Source organism: Agrococcus sp. ProA11 (assembly GCF_039880525.1).
Lineage (GTDB): Bacteria > Actinomycetota > Actinomycetes > Actinomycetales > Microbacteriaceae > Agrococcus > Agrococcus chionoecetis.
This window is the reverse complement of record NZ_CP156989.1, coordinates 2,399,691-2,420,881: the sequence shown is the minus strand read 5'-3', so window position 1 is coordinate 2,420,881 and position 21,191 is coordinate 2,399,691. Positions and strand designations below refer to the sequence as shown.

General features: G+C 71.3%; 19 protein-coding genes. 7 read left to right on the top strand and 12 right to left on the bottom strand.

The annotated features are described in order from the left end of the window. The first annotated feature begins 7 nt into the window (after positions 1–7). Both ABG090_RS11595 and ABG090_RS11590 read left to right on the top strand, forming a co-directional pair. Positions 8–1,063, top strand: a complete 1,056-nt coding sequence (locus ABG090_RS11595) for a 3-hydroxyisobutyryl-CoA hydrolase (RefSeq protein ID WP_347754666.1) — start codon at positions 8–10, stop codon at positions 1,061–1,063. Further along, the gene (locus ABG090_RS11590; RefSeq protein WP_347754665.1) at positions 1,060–1,836 is read left to right on the top strand and encodes an enoyl-CoA hydratase-related protein; all 777 of its coding nucleotides are present in this window, start codon (positions 1,060–1,062) and stop codon (positions 1,834–1,836) included. The genes ABG090_RS11595 and ABG090_RS11590 overlap by 4 nt, the downstream gene beginning before the upstream one ends. 141 nt (positions 1,837–1,977) lie before the next feature. On the opposite strand, the gene ABG090_RS11585 is transcribed toward ABG090_RS11590, so the two are convergent. Next, positions 1,978–2,511 carry a MarR family transcriptional regulator gene (locus tag ABG090_RS11585; protein WP_347754664.1) on the bottom strand — a complete coding sequence of 178 codons (534 nt, stop codon included), beginning with the start codon at positions 2,509–2,511 and terminating at the stop codon, positions 1,978–1,980. Positions 2,512–2,586: 75 nt separating this feature from the next. Between ABG090_RS11585 and ABG090_RS11580 the strand changes: the two genes are divergently transcribed. The 4 genes from ABG090_RS11580 to ABG090_RS11565 all read left to right on the top strand — a co-directional run bounded on the left by ABG090_RS11580 (position 2,587) and on the right by ABG090_RS11565 (position 7,239). Beyond that, complete coding sequence (locus ABG090_RS11580) at positions 2,587–3,363, top strand: electron transfer flavoprotein subunit beta/FixA family protein (protein WP_347754662.1); 777 nt, start codon at positions 2,587–2,589, stop codon at positions 3,361–3,363. A 10-nt stretch (positions 3,364–3,373) separates the two neighbouring features. Continuing rightward, positions 3,374–4,345 carry an electron transfer flavoprotein subunit alpha/FixB family protein gene (locus tag ABG090_RS11575; RefSeq protein ID WP_347754661.1) on the top strand — a complete coding sequence of 324 codons (972 nt, stop codon included), beginning with the start codon at positions 3,374–3,376 and terminating at the stop codon, positions 4,343–4,345. Positions 4,346–5,502: 1,157 nt separating this feature from the next. Further along, entirely contained in the window at positions 5,503–6,390 is an 888-nt protein-coding gene (locus tag ABG090_RS11570; RefSeq protein ID WP_347754660.1) for a cytochrome b/b6 domain-containing protein, read from the top strand. 54 nt (positions 6,391–6,444) lie between these two features. Next, positions 6,445–7,239 (top strand): sulfite exporter TauE/SafE family protein, encoded by a 795-nt coding sequence (locus ABG090_RS11565; RefSeq protein ID WP_347754659.1) that lies wholly within the window; start codon positions 6,445–6,447, stop codon positions 7,237–7,239. Positions 7,240–7,243: 4 nt separating this feature from the next. On the opposite strand, the gene ABG090_RS11560 is transcribed toward ABG090_RS11565, so the two are convergent. The 11 genes from ABG090_RS11560 to ABG090_RS11510 all read right to left on the bottom strand — a co-directional run bounded on the left by ABG090_RS11560 (position 7,244) and on the right by ABG090_RS11510 (position 18,770). Continuing rightward, positions 7,244–7,714 carry a DUF427 domain-containing protein gene (locus ABG090_RS11560; protein WP_347754657.1) on the bottom strand — a complete coding sequence of 157 codons (471 nt, stop codon included), beginning with the start codon at positions 7,712–7,714 and terminating at the stop codon, positions 7,244–7,246. A 36-nt stretch (positions 7,715–7,750) separates the two neighbouring features. Beyond that, positions 7,751–9,013, bottom strand: coding sequence for an MFS transporter (locus tag ABG090_RS11555; protein ID WP_347757602.1), 1,263 nt, complete (start codon positions 9,011–9,013; stop codon positions 7,751–7,753). Further along, the gene (locus tag ABG090_RS11550; RefSeq protein ID WP_347754656.1) at positions 9,013–9,432 is read right to left on the bottom strand and encodes a MarR family transcriptional regulator; all 420 of its coding nucleotides are present in this window, start codon (positions 9,430–9,432) and stop codon (positions 9,013–9,015) included. The genes ABG090_RS11555 and ABG090_RS11550 overlap by 1 nt, the downstream gene beginning before the upstream one ends. A gap of 70 nt (positions 9,433–9,502) precedes the next feature. After that, positions 9,503–10,621 carry a phosphotransferase gene (locus ABG090_RS11545; protein ID WP_347754655.1) on the bottom strand — a complete coding sequence of 373 codons (1,119 nt, stop codon included), beginning with the start codon at positions 10,619–10,621 and terminating at the stop codon, positions 9,503–9,505. Between the two features lie 69 nt (positions 10,622–10,690). After that, positions 10,691–11,782, bottom strand: a complete 1,092-nt coding sequence (locus tag ABG090_RS11540; RefSeq protein ID WP_347754654.1) for a peptidase — start codon at positions 11,780–11,782, stop codon at positions 10,691–10,693. A gap of 179 nt (positions 11,783–11,961) precedes the next feature. Further along, positions 11,962–12,441, bottom strand: a complete 480-nt coding sequence (locus ABG090_RS11535) for a MarR family winged helix-turn-helix transcriptional regulator (RefSeq protein ID WP_347754653.1) — start codon at positions 12,439–12,441, stop codon at positions 11,962–11,964. Beyond that, positions 12,438–13,055 carry a CE1759 family FMN reductase gene (locus ABG090_RS11530; RefSeq protein ID WP_347754651.1) on the bottom strand — a complete coding sequence of 206 codons (618 nt, stop codon included), beginning with the start codon at positions 13,053–13,055 and terminating at the stop codon, positions 12,438–12,440. The genes ABG090_RS11535 and ABG090_RS11530 overlap by 4 nt, the downstream gene beginning before the upstream one ends. Then, entirely contained in the window at positions 13,052–14,152 is a 1,101-nt protein-coding gene (locus tag ABG090_RS11525) for an LLM class flavin-dependent oxidoreductase (protein ID WP_347757600.1), read from the bottom strand. The genes ABG090_RS11530 and ABG090_RS11525 overlap by 4 nt, the downstream gene beginning before the upstream one ends. Positions 14,153–14,255: 103 nt before the next feature. Further along, positions 14,256–15,551: an MFS transporter gene (locus ABG090_RS11520; protein WP_347754649.1), complete on the bottom strand. Its 1,296-nt coding sequence runs from the start codon at positions 15,549–15,551 to the stop codon at positions 14,256–14,258. 36 nt (positions 15,552–15,587) lie between these two features. Then, complete coding sequence (gene poxB, locus ABG090_RS11515) at positions 15,588–17,309, bottom strand: ubiquinone-dependent pyruvate dehydrogenase (protein WP_347754648.1); 1,722 nt, start codon at positions 17,307–17,309, stop codon at positions 15,588–15,590. A 153-nt stretch (positions 17,310–17,462) separates the two neighbouring features. Continuing rightward, entirely contained in the window at positions 17,463–18,770 is a 1,308-nt protein-coding gene (locus tag ABG090_RS11510; protein WP_347754646.1) for a solute carrier family 23 protein, read from the bottom strand. A 163-nt stretch (positions 18,771–18,933) separates the two neighbouring features. Between ABG090_RS11510 and ABG090_RS11505 the strand changes: the two genes are divergently transcribed. After that, a complete protein-coding gene (locus ABG090_RS11505; protein WP_347754645.1) occupies positions 18,934–21,189 on the top strand; it encodes an excinuclease ABC subunit UvrA in 2,256 nt (751 codons plus the stop codon). Positions 21,190–21,191: the final 2 nt, after the last annotated feature.

Sequence of the window (21,191 nt, the reverse complement as noted above, 5' to 3'; positions counted from 1 at the left end):
GAGCAGCATGGGCAGCATCCGCACCGAGATCCGCGGCGCGCTGGGCGTCATCACGCTCGATCGCCAGGAGGCGCTGAACGCGCTCACGCACCACATGGTGCGCGAGATGGCGGATGCGCTGCGCGCCATCGCGGCCGACGACGCGGTCGAGCGTGTGCTCATCACGGGCGCGGGCGAGCGGGCGCTGTGCGCCGGCGGCGACGTCGTGACGCTGCGCGATGACGTGGACCGCACGCGCGGGCAGGGCGCGGCGCGCTTCTGGCGTGACGAGTACGCGCTGAACGCGCAGATCGCGCGCTTCCCGAAGCCCGTCGTCGCGCTGCAGCACGGGATCGTGCTGGGCGGCGGCGTCGGCGTCTCCGGCCACGCGAGCCACCGCGTGGTCACCGATTCCACCCGCATCGGCTTCCCGGAGGTGACGATCGGCTTCGTGCCCGACGTCGGCGCCACCTGGCTGCTCACCAGGCGGCGAGGCGAGCTCGGCACCCGCGCGGCGCTCACCGGCGAGCACTTCGGAGCCGCCGACGCGATCGCGCTCGGCCTCGCCGACCGCTACGTCCCGGCCGGGCGCCTGCCGGAGCTCGCGCGGCTGCTCGAGACCACGCATCCGGATGCCGCGATCGAGCAGCTCGCCGCCGAGCCGCCCGCGGGCACGCTCGAGCAGGCGCGGGCGCTCATCGATCACGCGTTCGTCGGTGACGACGCGCAGCAGATCGTCGCGCGCCTGCACGCCGCAGGTGAGGAGGGGCAGGCGCTCGCGGCGACCATTGCGAAGCGGTCGCCGTTCGCGGTGGCGGTCACGCTCGCTGCGCTGCGTCGCGCCCGCCGGCTCGGATCGCTGGAGGAGGCGCTCGTGCAGGAGTACCGCGTCTCGCGGCACACGTCGCTCGCGCCCGACTTCAGCGAGGGCATCCGCGCGCAGCTGATCGACAAGGACCGCAGCCCCAGGTGGACGCCGCCGACCCTGGCCGGGGTCACGCAGGCCATGGTGGAAGGATGCTTCGCACCGGTGCCCGAGGGCGACCTCGAGCTGCCGGCCCCACTCGCAGAGGAGATCCCATGACCGACTACGAGACCATCACGATCGAGCGAAAGGGCCGCGTCGCCTGGATCACGCTCGACCGGCCGGAGGCGCTGAACGCCCTCAACACGCAGCTCATGCACGAGCTGGTGGATGCCGCGACGGCGCTCGACGCCGACGACGCGATCGGCGCGATCGTCGTGACCGGCTCCGAGAAGGCCTTCGCCGCAGGCGCCGACATCAAGGAGATGGCGTCGAAGTCGACCGCAGAGATGCGGGAGGCGGATCACTTCGGGCCCTGGATGGAGTTCGCGCGCGTCAAGAAGCCGGTGATCGCCGTGGTCTCGGGCTATGCGCTCGGCGGCGGGTTCGAGCTGGCGCTCATGTGTGACGTGATCCTCGCCTCCGACTCGGCGAAGTTCGGCTTCCCCGAGATCGGGCTGGGCGTGATCCCCGGCATCGGTGGCACGCAGCGCATCATGCGCATCGTCGGCTACCCCAAGGCCGCGGAGCTCGTGCTCACCGGTCGCCGCATCGACGCTGCGGAGGCCGAGCGGATCGGCATCGTGTCGCGGGTCGTGCCGGCGGCCGAGCTGCAGGCCGAGGCCGAGCAGCTGGCGACCGCGATCGCCTCGAAGTCGCTGCCGGCGTTGGTCGCGGCGAAGGCCGCGCTCGACGGCGCGCTCGAGAACGGACTCGAGGAGGGGATCGCGCTCGAGGCCGAGCGCTTCACGGCGCTGTTCGACACCGTCGACCAGAAAGAGGGGATGGCGGCCTTCCGTGAGAAGCGCGAGCCCAACTTCCGCCATGCGTGACCCCCGCCGCGCCGCCCGTCCGCCGGTCGAGGAGCACGCGGCCGCAGCCCGCGCGCGTCACGAGACCCTTCGCGCCGCCGCCGCCCGCCCGCTGGTCGAGGAGGCTGGCGCAGCCAGCCGTCACGAGACCAAGGCCCCCGGCTACAGCGGCTCCGCCGCCGGCCGCGGATCCTCGAAGTCCCCCGACCGCTTCCGCAGCAGCGCGATGATCCGCACCAGCTCCGCGAGTTCCGCATCCTCCAGCCCCGTCGCCGTGAACGCCTCGTCGTTCAGCGCCGCCGTCGCCAGCTCCACCCGCTCGCGCCCCGCATCCGTGATGGCCAGCACCGTCGCGCGCCCGTCCGTCGGGTGCGGCTCCCGGAGCACCAGTCCGTCCCGCACCAGCCGGTCGACCGTGCTCGTGACGCTCGTCGGATGCACCTGCAGCCGCCGCACCGCCGACTGCATGGGCATGCGCCCCTCGCGCATGAAGGCCAGCAGCCGCAGCACCTCGAAGCGGGCGAACGACAGCGAGAACGGCCGCAGCACCGCCTCGACCCGCGCCTCCAGCAGCTGCTGCGCGCGGTTCACGGAGGTCACGAGCGTCATGCCCGGCGCCGCATCCGCCCAGCCGTGGTCGAGCCACTGTCGACGCGCTTCCGCGATGGGGTCGAGTGTCTCCGGCCTGTCGCTCATGGGTGCCTCCTCACTCCGAGTCACCGTAGCGTGGGCTGTGCCCTCCGCCCCACTCCTCCAGAAGGGAGCCCGCCGATGAAGATCATCGTGCTCGTCAAGCCCGTGCCCGACACCTACGGCGAGCGAGTCCTGAGCCTCGAGACGGGGCTCGCGGACCGCGCGGCCAGCGAGACCGTGCTCGATGAGATCACTGAGCGCGCGGTCGAGACCGCGATCCGGCACGCGGAGTCCGCGGGCGACGCAGAGGTCGTCGTGCTCTCGATGGCGCCGACCGAGTCGCAGACGACGCTGCGGAAGGCGCTCGCGATGGGCGCATCCGCGGCCGTGCAGGTCGCCGACGAGCGGCTCGCCGGCGCCGACCTGGGCCGCACGGCCGAGGTGCTCGCCGCAGCCCTCAAGCACACCGGCTTCGACCTCATCATGACCGGCAACGGCTCCACCGACGGCAACGGCAGCGTGATGCCGTCGATGCTGGCCGAGCTGCTCGAACTGCCCGCGATCACCCGGCTCGAGACGATCGAGATCACGGCGGATGCCGTGCGTGGCACGCGCGCCACCGACGGCGGCGCGATGACGGTCACCGCGCCGCTGCCCGCGGTCGTCTCGGTCACCGAGCGCATGCCCGACCCGCGCTTCCCCGCGCTCAAGGGCATCATGGGCGCGAAGAAGAAGCCGTTCGAGGTGCTCTCGCTCGACGACCTGGGGGTCGAGATCGACGAGACCGCCGCGCCCCGTTCGATCATGGTCGCCGCCACGCAGCGACCGCCGCGCGAAGCCGGCGAGATCATCACCGACGACGGAGACGCCGGGGAGCGCATCGCCGCCTTCCTCGCCGACCGCCGGCTGGCCTGAGGAGCCTGACATGACCAACATCCTGACCCTGCTCCTCGCCGCTCCCGGCGACGAGGTCGCGCTCGCCGACGGCGCCGCCGAGGTGCTCGGCGCCGCAGCCCAGCTCGGCACGCCGGTCGCCGTCGTGGTCGGCCCAGAGGCTGCGCTGCCGCAGCTTGCCGAGGCCGCCGCATCGCTCGGTGCCGCACAGGTGCTCACCGCCGCCGTCGACTCCGCGCAGCTCGGCGCACCCGTCGCCGATGCGCTCGCAGCCGCCGTCGTTCAGGTCTCGCCAGAGGCCGTGCTCGTGCCGCACTCGATCGAGGGCACGGATGCGGCTGGCCGCGTCGCCGCGCGACTGCGCGCCCCGCTCTCGGTCGACGTGGTCGGCGTCGAGCGCGACGACGAGGGCATCGTCGCCCGGCACTCGGTCTACGGCGGCGCCTACGACGTGACCGCGGCGTCGACCTACGGCCCCCTGATCGTGACGCTGCGGCTCGGCTCGGTCGACCACCGCGCAGATGCGGCGACACCCGAGCTGAGCGCGCTGCAGGTCGAGGCCACTGGACGCCCGGCGGCTGCCGTCGAGGGATTCGAGCCGGAGGAGCAGACCTCGACCCGGCCCGACCTGCGCGCGGCGAAGAAGGTCGTCTCCGGCGGTCGGGCGTTGGGCTCGAAGGAGCAGTTCGCGCTCGTCGAGCAGCTCGCGGATGCGCTGGGTGCCGCCGTCGGCGCATCGCGCGCGGCGGTGGATGCCGGCTACGCCGACCAGTCGCTGCAGGTCGGGCAGACCGGCACCTCGGTCGCACCCGATCTCTACATCGCGGTCGGCATCTCCGGTGCGATCCAGCACCGCGCTGGCATGCAGACGGCGAAGACGATCATCGCGATCGACAAGGACCCCGGCGCACCCATCTTCGAGGTCGCCGACCTCGGCGTCGTCGGCGACCTCTTCACGATCGTGCCGCAGCTGATCGCGGCGCTCGAGTCGCGGAAGGGCTAGCGATGACGACCGGCGCGATGCAGGGGGAGCCGCGGGCAGTTCGCCGCGGGCTGCCGCGCACGCCCGGCGGCGAGCCGTGGCCGCCCGTCGCGGCCGTGCCCGCCGGTGCGCCCGACGTGGCCGCGGCTGCCGAAGCGGCGCCGGTTGCGCCGCCGGCCGAGCCGGCCGCGCCCGCGCCTGTCACGCCGCCGGCCGAGCCCGCCGCGCCCGCGCCTGTCACGCCGCCGGCCGAGCCCGCCGCGCCCGTTGCCCCTGCGTCCGAGCCGGCCGCGCCCGTTGCCCGGGCGTCCGAGCCGGCCGCGCCCGTCGCGCCAGCAGCCGATGCTGCGGCGACCGGCCTGCCTGCGGCTGGTCCCGCATCCGCTGAGGCGACCGCGCCCGAAGCCGCCGCCGCCGGGTCGCGGAGCGCCACCGCATCCGACGACCGCACCGCTGCACCCGAGCGCGAGGCCTCGCAGCCAGCGGCGAGAGCAGTCACCATCCGTCGTGGACTGCCGCGAACGCCCGGCGGCGAGCCCTGGCCGTCCGCCGCGTCGCCAGCTGTGTCGTCAGCCGCGCCCGCACCCGCGCCAGTCCCCGCCGCCGCGCCGGCGGACATTGCTCCACGGTCGGGCACGGAGTCCGCCGACGTCGAGCCCGAGGCGCCGCGGCAGGAGCCGCAGGAGTCGCAGCAGGCACCGCCGCCCGAGCCGCAGCCAGCGCCCGCTGCCGGTGCCGCCGCTGCCGCCGCTGGTGCGGAGACACCGTTCCGGCGCGGCCTGCCCCGCGTCGCAGGCGGCGATCCGTGGCCCGCCACCGCGCCAGCGGTCGCGCCGGCCGCCGCCGCGACGGCACCACCGTCCGCCGTTACGCCCCCCGCCTCGGCACACGCGGCGCCGGGTTCCGGTACCGAAACGTCGCCTGACCCCACCCCCGAGCGACAGATTGGTACCGCTCCCGCCGCTGGCGCCCCACGCGGCGCGAGCGCGACGGGTTCCGGTACGGAAACGTCGCCTGACCCCACCCCTGAGCGACACATTGGTACCGCTCCCGCGCAGCCGGCTTCCGCGCCGGCCGCTGCCGCGCCGGCCGCTGCCGCGCAGCCGGCTCCCGCGCGGGCCGCTGCGCAGGCGCCCGCCGCGCAGGCGGCGCCGGCGGCCGAGCCCAGCCTCCGCCCGGTGACGCGCAAGCAGTGGGCGTTCACGGGAGTCCTCCTCACCCTCGCCGTCATCGGCGCGGCCACGATCATCGTCGCGATCGCCCGCTGGCTCGCCGGCCTCGAGCCGGTCGCCGCGTTCATCGCCCGATACCCCGGCACCTACGAGTTGCCCGAGGGCGCCCCCATCGGCCTGCCCGCGTGGCTCAACTGGGCGCACTTCTTCAACTTCCTGCTGCTCGCCCTCATCATCCGCTCCGGTCTGCAGGTGCGGGGCGAGCGCAAGCCACCGGCCTACTTCACCTCGAAGCGCACCGGCGCCAAGGTCTCGCTCACCGTCTGGCTGCACACGAGCGTCGACATCCTCTGGGTCGTCAACGGCCTGGTCTTCCTCGTGCTGCTGTTCGCGACCGGCCAGTGGATGCGCATCGTGCCCACCAGCTGGGAGGTGTTCCCGCACGCGATCTCGGCGGCGCTGCAGTACGCGACGCTCGAGTGGCCGCTCGAGGACGGATGGGTCAACTACAACTCGCTCCAGCAACTCGCCTACTTCGCCACCGTCTTCATCGCCGCGCCGCTCGCGATCGCGACCGGCGTGCGTATGAGCACCTGGTGGCCGAAGGACAACGACCGGCTCAATCGCGCCTACCCCGTCGAGTGGGCGCGTGCCATCCACTTCCCGACGATGCTCTACTTCGTCGCGTTCACCATCGTGCACGTGCTGCTGGTGTTCACCACCGGCGCGCTGCGGAACCTCAACCACATGTTCGCCGCGCGTCCCTCGGATGATTGGCTCGGCTTCGCGTTCTTCGCCGGCTCGATGCTCGTGGTCGCGGGCGCGCTGGTCGCCGCCCGGCCCACGCTGCTCACGCCCATCGCGAGTCGCTTCGGCACCGTTTCTGGCCGATAGCGCGGCCCGCGGCGCGTGTCAGGCGGATGCCCTGCGGCACGGCAGGATGGACGGGTGACTGAGCACGCAGCGACCGACCACCGCAGACCGATCTGGGCCCTAGTGCTGATCGGGCTCATCTCCGGCTTCCTGTCGGGCATGTTCGGCATCGGCGGCGGCATCGTCATCGTGCCGCTGCTGGTGATGCTCGCGAAGTTCCCCCGCAGGCTCGCCGCCGGCACCTCGCTGGGTGCCATCGTGCCCTCGGCGCTCGTGGGCGTCGCGAGCTATGCGGCGGTCGGCAACGTCGACTGGCTCGTTGCCCTGATCCTCGTCATCGGCTCCGTCATCGGCGCTCAGATCGGCGCCCACCTGCTGCACCGACTGCCCGTGATGGCGATTCGATGGGCGTTCATCGCGTTCCTGGTCGTGGTCGCGGTCAGCCTGTTCTTCGTCGTGCCCTCGCGCGACGGCTCGATCGCGCTCGACGTGCTGCCGATCATCGGGCTCATCCTGCTGGGCTTCATCACCGGGGTGCTCTCCGGCATCCTCGGCGTCGGCGGTGGCATCGTGATCGTGCCGATGCTCATCCTGCTGTTCGGCCAGAGCGATGTGGTCGCGAAGGGCACCTCGCTCGCGATGATGATCCCCACCGCGATCTCAGGCACGATCGGCAACCTGCGGCGCAAGAACGTCGACCTGCTCGGTGCCGCGATCGTCGGCGTCGCCGCGAGCGTCACCACCGCGCTCGGCGCTGCGGCAGCGATCGCGCTCGACCCCCGCACCGCGTCGATCATCTTCGGCGCGTTCCTGCTGCTGCTGATCGTGCGCCTGGTCGTGGAGGCGATCAAGCTGGGCCACAAGGAGTAGTCAGCTACCAGCCGCGCGTGCCGGGCGCGCCCTTGAACGGGCCGACCACGCGCGACGTGATCCAGCCGCCATAGAAGTCACCCTCCTGCGCCTGCACGACCTCGCCGTCGACCTCGATGCGATCCATGCGCGCGGGGTAGAGCGCGACGTGGTCGCGCAGCGATTCGAACCCGGGCTGCGGCGTCGGGTAGTGCCAGCCGGCGGCCTGCTCGGCGCGGTCGCCGCCCGTCACCGTCAGGTAGCTGGCGGCGCCCTTCCACTCGCACATGCTCGCGCCGGGCGCGGCGGCGAGCGCGCCCTCGATGAAGGCCTCGCGCGGCAGGTAGTAGGTGGGCGGATGGCTTGTCTCGAGCACGCGCAACGCAGCGCGCGTCTCGGCGATCACCACACCGCCGAGGGTGACGCGCACGTGCTCGTCGGTCGGTTCGACGCGTGGCGGCCGGGGGTAGTCCCAGACGGATTCGGTCGGTCGCATGCTGCTCCTGCTCTGCACCGACGGGTGTCGCCGACGCTATCGGACGATGTTGATGGACTCCGAGGCCGGAGGCAAGGTCAGGGTGCCCGTGCGGCTCATGCGGTCGTCGCGGCGCACCCGCACCCAGAAGATCGCGCCGACGATGAACGCCGTCAGGCAGGTGATCGAGGCGACCATGATGCCCATCCGCGGCCCGAAGAGATCCGCCACCCAGCCGACGATCGGCGCACCGACGGGCGTGCCACCCATGAAGACCGCGCCGTAGAGCGCCATCACGCGGCCGCGCACCTCGGGCGCGGAGGTGAGCTGCACCATCGAGTTGGCGTTCGTCATGAACAGCTGCGCGGTGAAGCCCGCGACGGCGAGCGCGACCGCGAACAGCACGATGGTGGGCGACCATGCCGCGAGCGTGCAGGCGATGGCGAACATGCCGATGCCGCCGACGATCGAGGTCCAGCGCGGCCGCGCCGATCGCGCCGAGAGCAGCGCGCCGGTGACAGATCCGATGGCCATCGCGCTGGAGAGGATGCCGAAGGTGTCGGCCTGGGCGCCGAACTCGATCGACGTCATGGTGGAGATGTAGATGGGGAAGTTCAGGCCGAACGTGCCGAGGATGAACGCCATCACGAAGATGATGAGCAGGTCCTTGCGCTTCCGCACGTAGCGGAAGCCCTCGACGATGTCGCCCAGGCCCTTCGCGCCGCGCGGCGTCGGCTGCAGCTCACCGGTGCGGATGCGCATGAGCGCGACGAGCATGGCGATGAACGTGACCGCGTTGATGAGGAAGACGGGGCCGGGCGCGACGAGCGCGATGAGCAGGCCGGCGACGGCGGGCCCGATCAGCCGGGCGCCATGGAACGAGGCCGAGTTCAGCGCGACCGCGTTGGCGATGTCGGTCTGCCCGACCAGCTCGGAGACGAACGCCTGGCGGGCGGGCATGTCGAACGCCTGCACGACGCCGAACATCAGCGCGAAGACCTGCACATGCCAGAGCTCGACGACGCCGGTCGTCACGACGATGCCGAGGACGAGTGCCAGCACACCCATGGCCGACTGCGTCACGAGGAGCACCTTGCGCCGGTCGTACTTGTCGGCGATCAGGCCGGAGATCGGCACGAGCAGCAGCTGGGGGCCGAACTGCAGCGCCATGTTGAGCCCGACCGCCGTCGCGTCGTTCGCGGTGAGCACCGTGAGCACCGTCCACGACAGCGCGGTCGACTGCATCCACGCGCCGATGTTGGAGATCAGGGCGCCGACGAACCAGGTGCGGTAGTTGAACAGCCGCAAGGACCGGAACATCACGGTTCGGCCAGCCTCTCCAGCAATGGGATGGCGGCCGCGAGCGTGCGCTGCTCCTCGGCGGTCATCGTCGCGATGGTCTCGGCGAGCGCGCGGTTGCGGTGCTCTCGCATGGCGGCGAGCTTCCGCTCGCCGCTCTCGCTGATGCGCAGCACGAGCATGCGCCCGTCGCTGGGGTGGGCGCTGCGCTCGATGTAGTCGAGGTCCTCGAGGTACTGCAGGGTCTTCACCATGCTCGGCGGCTTCACGCCCTCGCACGCGGCGATGCGCGCCAGTGTGGGCTCTTCGAGCTGCTGGATGGCGCCGAGCGCCGAGAGGTGGTGCGGCGCGAGGGCCTGATCGAAGCGCTCCCGGCGCATGCGGCGGCCGAGGCGCACGAGCGCGACGCGGAGATCGTCCGCAAGTGCGATGGTAGGCATGTCATTAGTCTATCTCACGACTTTGCCCTTCGCCGTGCGTTCGCCGGGAATCCAGTCGGCGAGGGGACCGTCAGCGCGAGCGAGGGATGCGCTGGAGGTCGAGCGCCTCGTCGAGCATCAGGTGGGCGGCCTCGCGGCTGTGCTCGGCGGCACGGATGGCGTGGCCGATCAGGTGCAACGAGGTGAGCGCCGCGGTGCGCGGCTCCGACAGCCAGCGATCGGCTGCCGTCTCGGCGAGCGTGTGCAGCACCTCCGCGTCGCGGCTGCGGCCGGCGACCTCGTTGCGCACGGCGCTCGCGGTCGCGTGGCCGATGAAGGCCGCAGTGTCGTCGCAGGGATCGCCGAGGCCGGCGGTGTCGATGTCGATGACCGAGGAGACGGCGCCGTCCGAGCAGAACAGCTGGCCGATGTGCAGATCGCCGTGGATCACCTCGGCCGCGCCCTGGCGCTTGAGCTGCGGCACGAGCTCGGCGCGCAGCCTGCGCAGCTCGTCGCTGCGGTCGGGCAGCGCCGACGCGATCCTGTCGATGTGCCAGTCGAGGCGCGTGCCGACCGAAGGTCGCGCGATGCGACGGGTCTGCACCCGCTTGAAGTGCTCGCGCAGGGTCTCGACGGCGTCGAGCACGGCATCGGCGGTCATGTGCGTGGCGGCGACGGGGCCCGGCGTGCCGACGGCGTCGCGCACCACGACCACGCCCGCGCGCGACCAGTGCACGACCTCCGGCGCTGGCACGCCTGCCGCTCTGCACGCCTCGTGGATCGCGGCGAGATCCTCGGCCTCGCCGGGGCGCACGACCTTCACGAACAGGTGCACGCCGTGCTGCGTCAGTCGCACGACGGCGCGACGGCCCGGCCGGTAGGCGAGCACGCGCGCCTCGATGGCGCCGCTGGAGCCGGCGGCGCTGGCGATGCGGCGGAGGCGCTCGGGGTCGGTGGCGGTGCGCAGTGCCGGCAGGCGTGGATCGAGCGGATGCTTCCAGATGCGGGCCACGACGGCTCCCGCGCGGTCGCGGATCACGAAGCCCGTCTCCGCCGGGACCGGCTGCAGCGAGGTGTCGACGAACCAGTCGCCGGCCTCTCCGCTCCGGTCGACGTGGAAGCGCGCGATGCGGCCCGCGCCGAAGGGCTCGGCTGAGACCAGGCGACCGGATTCGCCGATCGCCCTCTCCAGCAGCCGCTGCTCCACCATGGTTCCAGTGTCTCAGCAGTGCGCGGGGACTCGCCGGAGGGTTCAGCAAAGTTGCCGCTCTCGAATCAGTCAGCCGAGTCGGCGCACCCCTATCTCGTAGGTTCCGGAGCCGGTTGCCCTGTAGTGCCGCACGCGAGCGTGATAGCGGCCGGGGGTGAGCTGCGCGGTGATCCGAGCGTTGCGGCCCTCGCCCCCGTCGTCGTCCTGCGCGACGGTGGTGGTGAGGCTGTCGGGCCCGAGGAGGGTCATGACCACGTCGGTCGTCCCGAAGGTCTCGACGCGGTACTGCCCGCTGTCGACCACGGCGAAGCCGAACAGATCCTGCTCGGCGGGGGCGCCGATCGTCGCCTGCGTGTATGGCGGGGCGACCGTGAGCTCGACCGCGCTCGGTGCCGTGCGCGGATAGATGGTCGCCATGAACGCCTTGTCGGTGGGAGACAGGGCGCGGTTCCATCCGACCTCGTAGTCGCCGGTCGTCAATTGATTCGGGATCGCGTACAGCATGATCGAATCGCGGTCGAAGCTGGAGTGGTTCGTCACCGTCGACGAGTACCGCTGGAAGATGTTGCGATCCACGACATCCCGCGTCCAGTTGTTCGGCGGTCCGCCGTAGTACGCGTAGACGGCGGGCTTGTCCCAGGGGATGTCGGCCACCGGGTTCTGATGCTCGTGGATCGCCGACAGCGCGTGCCCGAACTCGTGCAGCACGACGCGGCTGATCTCGTCATCCGTGCTCGCGTCGGTGAGCCACCCGTAGTTCATCGTCGCGTCCGCTTGCGGGATGCTCAGGGCATCGGTGCCGAGGTACGACCACGAACCACCGGGTGTGAAGTCGATGCGGATCTCCGGGTTCGCGTGGCTGCCGAAGTCGAGGGTGAGGTTCGCGTGGTCCTCCCACCGCTTGGCGACCGCCTCGACCTTGCTGCGCAGCGACGCGGAGCCGCCGAGGAACCCGATGGCGATCGTGCGACCGGTCGCCCACTTCTTGCCGGTGAGTATCGCGAGCTCCAGGGGGCCGTTGTCCTGCACTCCTGGCAGCGTCGGGCGCGGCGTCTGCGCCGGCACATTCTCCGGCGCCTCCTCGACCGCCCGCTCCGATGACTCGATGAGGTCGGTCACCGGCAGCTGCTTGTCGATGCAGATCTCGAGGTGCTCGTGCATGGTGGTCTCCTCACCGACGGTTACGGGACCTCACCCGGCGTGGTGATGGGGCGCCATGAACGCGATCGATCCCCTGCGTCCATGCTAGGAGCGTTCTTCGCGCAGGGAAGGGGCCAATTCCCCGTGGTCACCGTGCCAATCCGCGCCGCTCGCGCCGCGGAATCGTTGGGTCGATCGGTTCAGGCTCCCTGCCGGGGCCCGTCGTCGCCTCGGCGCTCCAGCAGGCGCGCGCGCACCGGGCCGAAGACGCGCAAGAGCACCTCGAGCGCCTCGTCGTCGAGGCCACCGAGGAAGAGCTCCTCCACGTGCCTCGCGTGCACGGGCCGCACCTTGCGTAGGCGCGTGCGGCCGGCGTCGGTGAGCACGGCGTCAGTGCCGCGCCCGTCGGCGACGCTCGGCTCGCGCACGACCAGTCCGTCGCGCTCGAGCGCCCCGACGCGATAGGTGAGGCGACCGGGTGCGAATGCGAGGGCGCGCGCGAGGTCGCCCATGCGCAGCCGCAGATCAGGCGCCTCGGCGAGCACGAGCAGCACGTTGAAGTCGCCGAGGTCGAGCCCGCACGATGCCTTGAGTCGGTGCTCCAGCTCGTTCTCGAGCAGGCGCGAGCCCTCGAAGTACTGCCGCCAAGCGCGCGGCGCGAGCGCATCGGCGGGCGTCATGCGTGCCCCAGCATCTGCTCGAACGAGACGAAGGCGTCGCTCGAGGCGTCGAAGGGGTCGGCCTCGCGCCTGCGCGGCATCGCGACCAGCAGGTCGGCCAGTTCGCGACCCTCGCGCTCGATCCGGCGGTCGAGGCCGGAGCCGCTTCCCCAGTCCTCCGCTGCAGCGAACACGCCTGTGGGCACGACCTGCGCCTTCAGGTAGGCGAACATCGGCCGCATCGCGGTGTCCATCACCATCGAGTGCCTGGCGGTGCCGCCGGTGGCGCCGAGCGCGGTCGGGATGGAGGCGAGCTGACCCTCCTCGATCAGGTCGAAGAACGACTTGAACAGCCCCGAGTAGCTCATGTTGAAGGTCGGCGTGACGGCGATGATCGCGTCCGCGTCGACGACCTCGCGCATGGCCGCAGCCAGCGCATCCGTCGGGCTGTGGGTGAGCAGCTGGCTGGCGATGTCCTGCGCGAGCGGTCGCAGCGTGACGTCGACTGCTTCCGCGTGCTGACCGTGCGCGGTCAGCGCCGCGAGCGTCGCGTCGCGCAGCCGGTCGGCGAGCAGCTTCGTGGTCGACGGGTCGCCCAGACCGGCGGAGACGATCGCGATGCGGGGGGCGCTCATGCGGCATCGACTCCCCGTGCTGCCTCGACGGCGGCTGCAACGCGCGACGCGTGCGTCGGCGCATCCGGCACCCCGTCCTCCCGCAGCAGGTCGAACTCGCGGCGCAGCACCGGCACCACCTGCGTGCCGAGGATCTCGATCTGCTCCAGCGCAGCCTCGAGCGGCAGGCCCGCGTGGTCGACCAGGAACAACTGGCGCTGGTAGTCGCCGGCGTAGTCGCGGAAGGAGAGCGTGCGCTCGATGACCTGCTCGGGTGTGCCGACGGTCAGCGGCGTCATCTCGGTGAAGTCCTCCAGGCTCGGGCCGTGGCCGTAGACCGGGGCGACGTCGAAGTACGGGCGGAAGGCGTCCTTCGCCTCCTTCTCGGTCTGCTGCATGAAGACCTGGCCGCCGAGGCCGACGATCGCCTGCTCGGGCTCGCCATGGCCGTAGTGCGCGAAGCGCGAGCGGTACAGCCGCACCATGCGCTCGGTGTGCTCCTTGTTCCAGAAGATGTTGTTGTGGAAGAAGCCGTCGCCGTAGAAGGCGGCCTGCTCGGCGATCTGCGGGGAGCGGATCGAGCCGTGCCACACGAATGGCGCGACGCCGTCGAGCGGGGCCGGGGTCGAGGTGTAGCCGGTGAGCGGCGTGCGGTGCTTGCCCGACCAGTTGACGACGCGCTCGTGCCACAGCTTGTGCAGCAGCGCGTAGTTCTCGATCGCGAGCTCGATGCCGTCACGGATGTCCTTGCCGAACCACGGGTAGACGGGGCCGGTGTTGCCGCGGCCGAGCGTGAGGTCGGTGCGGCCCTCGCTGAGGTGCTGCAGCATCGCGAAATCCTCGGCGATCTTCACCGGGTCGTTCGTGGTGATGAGGGTCGTCGCGGTCGACAGCAGCAGCCGCTCGGTCTGCGCGGCGATGTAGCCGAGCGTGGTGGTGGGGGAGGAGGAGAAGAACGGCGGATTGTGGTGCTCGCCGAGCGCGAAGACGTCCAGGCCGACCTCTTCGGCCTTCTTGGCCATCGCCACCACGCCCTTGATCCGCTCGTGCTCCGAGGGCGTGTTGCCGGTCACCGGATCCCGGGTGATGTCGCTCACCGAGAAGATGCCGAACTGCATGCTGCTCATCGTGGGTCCTTCCGTCGCGGACAAGTGTTTCAAAGTTGAACAATGGGTGCAACGGTGTGCCGCGAAAGCATATTCCCAATGCCGGCTTTGCCGCTCAGACGCTGGTCGCCGGGTCGATCGCCGGTCCCTCGAGCGTGGCGCTCGCGGTGTCGGCGGGGTCGTGCTGGGCCCGGCTCAGGAGCACGAAGGGGATCGCGGCAGCCGACACGATGCCGCCGAGCAGCAGCGAGAAGCCGTAGCCGCCGATGTCGGCGGCGCGGCCCAGCGCGGGCTGGGCGATCGCACTGCCGCCGGAGCTCATGAGCGAGTCGAAGGAGAGCACGGTCGCACGTTGCTTCGACGGGATCATGTCGTTCAGGTAGGCGCGGTGCACGGGATCGTCGATCGACGACATCACGCCCCAGACCGCGACGAGCGCGACGGCCGCCCAGAAGTGCTGCACGAGCCCGAGCCCCAGCAGCACGGCGACGCTCGTCAGGGTCGAGAGCAGGATGGTGGAGGTGCGCTTGCGGAACAGGCGCCGCACCGCGGGCGCCAGGAAGCCGCCGAGCATGGCCGATCCCGACAGCAGCGCCGCCGCGAGGCCGGCCACCGAGTAGGCCTCCGGGTCGCCCCAGAGCTCGAGCAGATAGGGCTGCAGCGCGTAGAAGGCGTAGAACCCGACACCGGCCGTGAAGGGGCTGGCGAGCATCAGCCACCGCACGGGCGGGTTGCGCAGGCCGTACTTGAGCGACGACCGCAGCACCGTGCGGGTCGCGGCAATCGGTCCCTCGCTGCGGTCGGGCGTGAAGCCGAGGTCGCGCATGAGCACGCCGGCGACGACGACCATCACCACGAGCACGCCGGCGCGCAGCAGGAAGGGCACGCCCAGGTCGGTCAGCTGTGCGACGACGCCTCCCAGCACCGACCCCACCAGCATCGCGCCACCGCTGACGATCACGGAGCGGCCGAACACTCGCTCCAGCGATCCCTCGTAGCCCGTCGCATGCAGCGCATCCACGAGCCACGCATCCACCGCCCCGGTGAAGAAGGTGAAGCCGAGCCCCAGCAGCATCGAGGCGAGCGCCCACCCCCAGAACGGTGCTTCCCAGACCCACATGAGCCAGTAGAGCCCGGTCGTGACGGCGAGCGTCGCGCAACCCAGCACGTACGACCAGCGCCTGCCGAGCGTGTCGGCGACCACCCCGGTGGGGATCTCGAACAGGAGCACGCCCACCGTGTAGAAGGCGTTAGCCGCGAACGCCTCGAGGTTCGTGAGTCCTGCGTCGAGCAGGAACAGCGTGTTGATGCCCCAGATGAACGACGCTGCGAGCGTGTTGCCGAGCACCAGCACGTAGTAGATGCCCTGCACCCGCCGAGGGCTCGGCAGCGAGCCCGCATGCCCGCTCATGCGGCACCCAGCGTGCTCATGCGCCCATCCGCCCGGTCAGAAGAGCTGTCGCCAGTTGGTGCGCGCGAGGTCGAGCAGCTCGTCGCCCCGGCCCGAGAGCACGGTGCGGATCGCGTAGAGCGCGAAGCCCTTCGCCTGCTCGAAGGCGATCGCTGGCGGGATGGTGAGCTCCTGCGCGTCGCACAGCACATCGACGAGCGCCGGACCGTCGTGCGCGAACGCCTCGGTGAGCGCGGCGTCGACGTCGGCCGAGCTCTCGACCCGGATGCCCTTCATGCCCATCGCCTCCGCCACCGCCGCGAAGCTCGGGTTCTCGAGATCGGTCGCGAACGGCACGAGTCCGGCGGCCTTCATCTCCAGGTCGACGAAGTTCAGCGATGCGTTGTTGAAGACCACGACCTTGGCGGGCAGGTCGTTCTGCGTCAGCGTGAGCAGATCGCCCAGGAGCATCGCGAGCCCGCCGTCGCCCGAGAGCGTCACGGTCTGGCGCGTGCGGTCCTGCGCCAGCACGCCGATCGCCTGCGGGACGGCATTGGCCATCGAGCCGTGACTGAACGACCCGAGCAGGCGTCGCCTGCCGTTCATGGTCAGGTAGCGGGATGCGTAGACGACCGGCGAGCCGACGTCGGGAATGAAGACCGCGTCGTCGGCGGCGAGCTCGCTGATGCGGCGAGCGAGGTACTGCGGGTGCACGGGGCGGCCCTTGCGAGCCGGTGTCGCGAGATCATCCAGCTGCTCGCGCGTCTTGGCGTAGTGCTTCTGCGCGTCCCGCAGGTGTCGGTCGCCCTTCTGGTCGAGCAGCGGCAGCAGGGCAGCGCAGGTCTCCTGCACCCCGCCGACGAGCGCCACGTCGATGGGATGCCGCCTGCCGATCTGCTCGCCGCGGATGTCGACCTGCACGAAGCGCGCGTCGTCCGGATAGAACTGCGGGTAGGGGAAGTCGGTGCCCAGCAGCAGCACCGCATCCGCGTTGCTCATCGCCCGGTAGCCGCTCGCGAAGCCGAGCAGCCCCGTCATGCCGACGTCGAACGGGTTGTCGTGCTCCAGGTGCTCCTTGCCGCGCATCGCGTGCACGGTCGGGGCGCCCAGCCGCTCCGCGACCGCGAGCACCTCGGCATGCGCACCTGCCGTGCCGGCGCCGCCGAGGATCGTCACGGTCTTGGCGCCGTTGAGCAGCTCGGCGGCTTCGCGCAGCTGCTCGTCGACCGGCACGGTGGCGGAGCGCGTGCGGCGGATGAGCGTGTGCCGGTCGTCCTCGAGGGCGGCAGAGGCCACATCCCCGGGAATCACGAGCACGGCGACGCCGCGCTGCTCGATCGCGGTGCGCATCGCGATCTCGAGCAGCCGCGGCATCTGCTCGGGGCTCGCCACGTACTCGACGTAGACGGAGCACTCGCGGAAGAGCTCCTGCGGGTGCGTCTCCTGGAAGTAGTTCGTGCCGATCTCGACCGTGGGGATGTGCGCGGCGATCGCGAGCATCGGCACCCGGTTGCGGTTGGCGTCGAAGAGGCCGTTGATGAGGTGCAGGTTGCCGGGCCCGCAGCTGCCCGCGCACACCGTCAGCTCGCCGGTCATCTCGGCTTCGGCGCCGGCGGCGAAGGCGGCGGTCTCCTCGTGGCGCACGTGCACCCAGTCGAGCCGATCCTCGACGCGGATCGCCTCGGTGAAGGCGTTGAGCGAGTCACCGGGCAGCCCGTAGACGCGCTGCACGCCGTTCGCGACCAGGGTCTGGACGATGTTCTCCGCAACCGATCCCATGCGGCCACCATGGCACGCGGATGCGCTGCGCGACAGGGTGCGCGCGTCACGTCGCGTCCGTTCCTTCGCGGACCCCGTTCCGGCTGCGGGACCCGAGATCTCGGGTCCACGCGCCGAATTCAGGTCCGCGACGTAGCCGGCGGACGCGGAGGGCTAGTCGGCGGGGTCGGTGGCAGGCGGCGCGTGGTCGGCCCGTGCCATCGGCTCGCTGCCGCGCAGCCGCTCGAGGCCCGCCATCAGGTGGTAGATCACGAGCGTCGCGACTGTGCCGAGCACGATGCCCTCGAACAGCAGCGTGCCGGTGCTGAGTGTGAAGTTCGCGATTGCGACGATGAGGCCGACGCCGGCGGCGAACTGGTTGCGCGGCTTCGAGAAGTCGACCTGGTTCTCGATCCAGATGCGCACGCCGATGATGCCGATGAGTCCGTAGAGCGCCGTGGTGACGCCGCCGAGCACGCCGGCGGGCACGGCGAAGATGATCGCGCCGATCTTCGGGCTCAGGCCCAGCAGGATCGCGGTGAACGCCGCCACCCAGTACGCGGCGGTCGAGAAGACGCGCGTGGCGCTCATGACGCCGATGTTCTCGCCGTAGGTGGTCGTGGCCGAGCCGCCGAAGAGCCCGGCGATCGTGGTGGCGATGCCGTCGGAGAAGAGCGTGCGGCCGGCGAGCGGATCGAGGTCGCGCCGCAGCAGCGCGCCGACGCCCTTCACGTGGCCCAGGTTCTCGGCGATGAGCGGGAGCACGACGGGCACGAACATCAGCAGGGCGGGCAGCAGCGCCGGGTCGAGCGAGGGCGTCGTGAACTCCGGCAGGCCGATCCATGCGGCGTCGGCGACCGGCTGCCAGTCGATCGAGCCCGTCGCTGCGGCGACCGCGTAGCCGACGACGACGCCGACCAGGATGGCGAGGCGGCCGACGAGCCCGCGGAAGAGCACCGCCGTGAGGATGACGGCGCCGAGCGTGATGACCGACAGCAGCGGGTCCTGGGCGAAGTTGTCGCGCGCCGCAGGCGCCAGGTTGAAGCCGATGAGCGCCACGATCGTGCCGGAGACGACCGGCGGCATGACGGCGCCCAGCCATCGCGTCCCCGAGAAGTGCACGATGACGCCGACCAGCGCGAGCAGCAGGCCGACCAGCACGATGCCGGCGAGGGCGAAGCCGTGCCCGCCCATCGCGGTCGCGGCGCCGACCGGCGCGATGAACGCGAACGACGAGCCGAGGTAGCTGGGCAGCTGGTTCTTCGTGATCAGCAGGAAGAGGATCGTGCCGATGCCCGAGAAGAGCAGCGTCGTCGACGGCGGGAAGCCGGTGATGATCGGCACCAGGAAGGTGGCGCCGAACATGGCGACCACGTGCTGCATGCCGAGGCCGATCGTGCGCCCCCAGCCAAGGCGCTCCTCGGGGTAGACGATGTCGGTCGCGGACAGGGTCGCGTCGTCGCGGGTGCGCCAGGTGAACATGGGGCCCTTCGGTGCAGGGGGATGCCGGGGTGCGCGCCGGCCGCGACGGCGGGGCACCGTCCGACGGGATCGTATCCGCGTGGGGCGCCGGCGGCCGCGCGCGAGCCCCGCTCGCCGCGCATCTGCCCGTGCGGTGGCCATCGCCGCCCGATAGCGTCGAACCGTGGTCGAGCAGATCAGCGTGCGCGGTGCGCGCGAGAACAACCTCCAGGGTGTCGACGTCGACATCCCCAAGCGGCAGCTGAGCGTCTTCACCGGCGTCTCCGGCTCCGGCAAGTCGAGCCTGGTGTTCGGCACGATCGCGGCCGAGTCGCGGCGCCTCATCGACGAGACCTACGAGGCGTTCGTGCAGGGCTTCATGCCGCCCGCGCCCCAGCCCGACGCCGACAGCCTCGAGGGCCTCACCGCCGCGATCCTCGTCGGGCAGGACCAGATGGGCGCCAACTCGCGCTCGACCGTCGGCACGGCGACGGATGCGTACACGATGCTGCGGATCCTGTGGTCGCGGGTGGGCGAGCCCAGGCTCGATTCGCCGGTGCTGTTCTCGTTCAACGACCCGCGCGGCATGTGCATGGTGTGCGAGGGCCTGGGCCGGGTCTCGGCGATCGACGTGGATGCGATCGTCGACCGGCAGAAGAGCCTCAACGAGGGCGCGATCGACTTCCCGAACTACCAGGTCGGCTCCTGGTACTGGAAGCTCTACGCCGAGTCCGGCCAGCTCGACCCCGACAAGCGCGTCGCCGACTACAGCGCCGAGGAGCTGCGCCTGTTCCTCCACGGCGACGAGCGCAAGGTCAACTTCGCCGGGTTCAACATGACCTACGAGGGCCTCATCCCGAAGCTGCGGAAGAGCGTCTTCGTGAAGGACCTCGACTCGATGAAGCCGGCGCTGCGAGCCCGCGTCGAGGCGGCGGCGACCTACGGCGACTGCGAGGAGTGCGGCGGCTCGCGGCTCAACGCGGCGGCGCGCGAGGTGACGGTGCAGGGCTCGACGATCGCCGAGGCGACCGCGATGCAGCTGACCGACCTGGCGGCCTTCGTCGCCGCGATCCCGGCCGACGCCGGCGGCGCCGCGACCGCGCCGCTGCGGGCCAAGCTCGTCGACCTGCTCGAGACCTTCGACGCCATCGGGCTCGGCTACCTCTCGCTCGACCGTCCCGCCGGCAGCCTCTCCGGTGGCGAGGCGCAGCGCACCAAGATGGTGCGGCACATGGGCTCGGCGCTCACCGACGTCACCTACGTGTTCGACGAGCCGACCGCTGGCCTGCACGCGCACGACGTCGAGCGCATGAACGGCCTGCTGCAGCGGCTGCGCGACAAGGGCAACACCGTGCTCGTCGTCGAGCACAAGCCCGAGGTGATGGCGATCGCCGACCGCATCGTCGACATGGGTCCCGGCGCCGGCCGGCACGGCGGCACGATCGTGTTCGAGGGCACCTTCGACGAGCTGCGCGTCGCCGGCACCCGCACGGGCGACCACCTCGAGCATCGGCAGGCGATCAAGTCCTCCGTGCGCGAGCCGACGGGGCACATCCCCATCCGCGATGCTCGCGCGCACAACCTGACGGGGATCGACGTCGACGTCCCGACCGGCGTGCTCGTCGCCGTGACGGGCGTCGCGGGCTCCGGCAAGTCGTCGCTGATCCACGGCTCGCTGCCGCGCGAGGGAGTCACGTTCGTCGACCAGACCGAGATCCGGGGCTCTCGGCGCTCGAACCCGGCGACCTACACGGGCATCCTGGAGCCCATCCGCAAGGCGTTCGCCACCGCCAACAAGGTGAAGCCGGCGCTCTTCAGCGCCAACTCCGAGGGCGCCTGCCCGGAGTGCAAGGGGCTCGGCGTGATCTCCTCCGACCTCGCCTTCATGGCGGGCGTCACGACGCCGTGCGAGCTCTGCGGCGGCCGGCGGTTCACGGCCGAGGTGCTGGAGTACGAACTGCGCGGCGCTTCGATCGGCGACGTGCTCGACATGTCGGTCGAGCAGGCCGCGGCGTTCTTCACCGAGAAGCAGGTCGCGCCGATGCTCGGTCGACTCGAAGACGTGGGGCTCGGCTACATCACCCTCGGTCAGACGCTCCCGACCCTCTCCGGCGGAGAGCGCCAGCGGCTGAAGCTCGCGATCGAGATGGGCACCGATGCCGCCGTGATCGTGCTCGACGAGCCCACCACCGGCCTGCACATGGCCGACGTCGACAACCTCGTCGGGCTGCTGGAGCGCATCGTCGACGCCGGCCGCACGGTGATCGTGATCGAGCACAACCTCGACGTCGTCGCGCGCGCCGACTGGCTCATCGACCTCGGGCCGGGCGCCGGGCAGCAGGGCGGCCGGCTCGTCTTCGAGGGCACACCGGCCGCGCTCGCGGCAGCGCCCGGCGACTCGCTCACCGGCCACCACCTCGCGAAGCGTCTCGCCCCCTGACC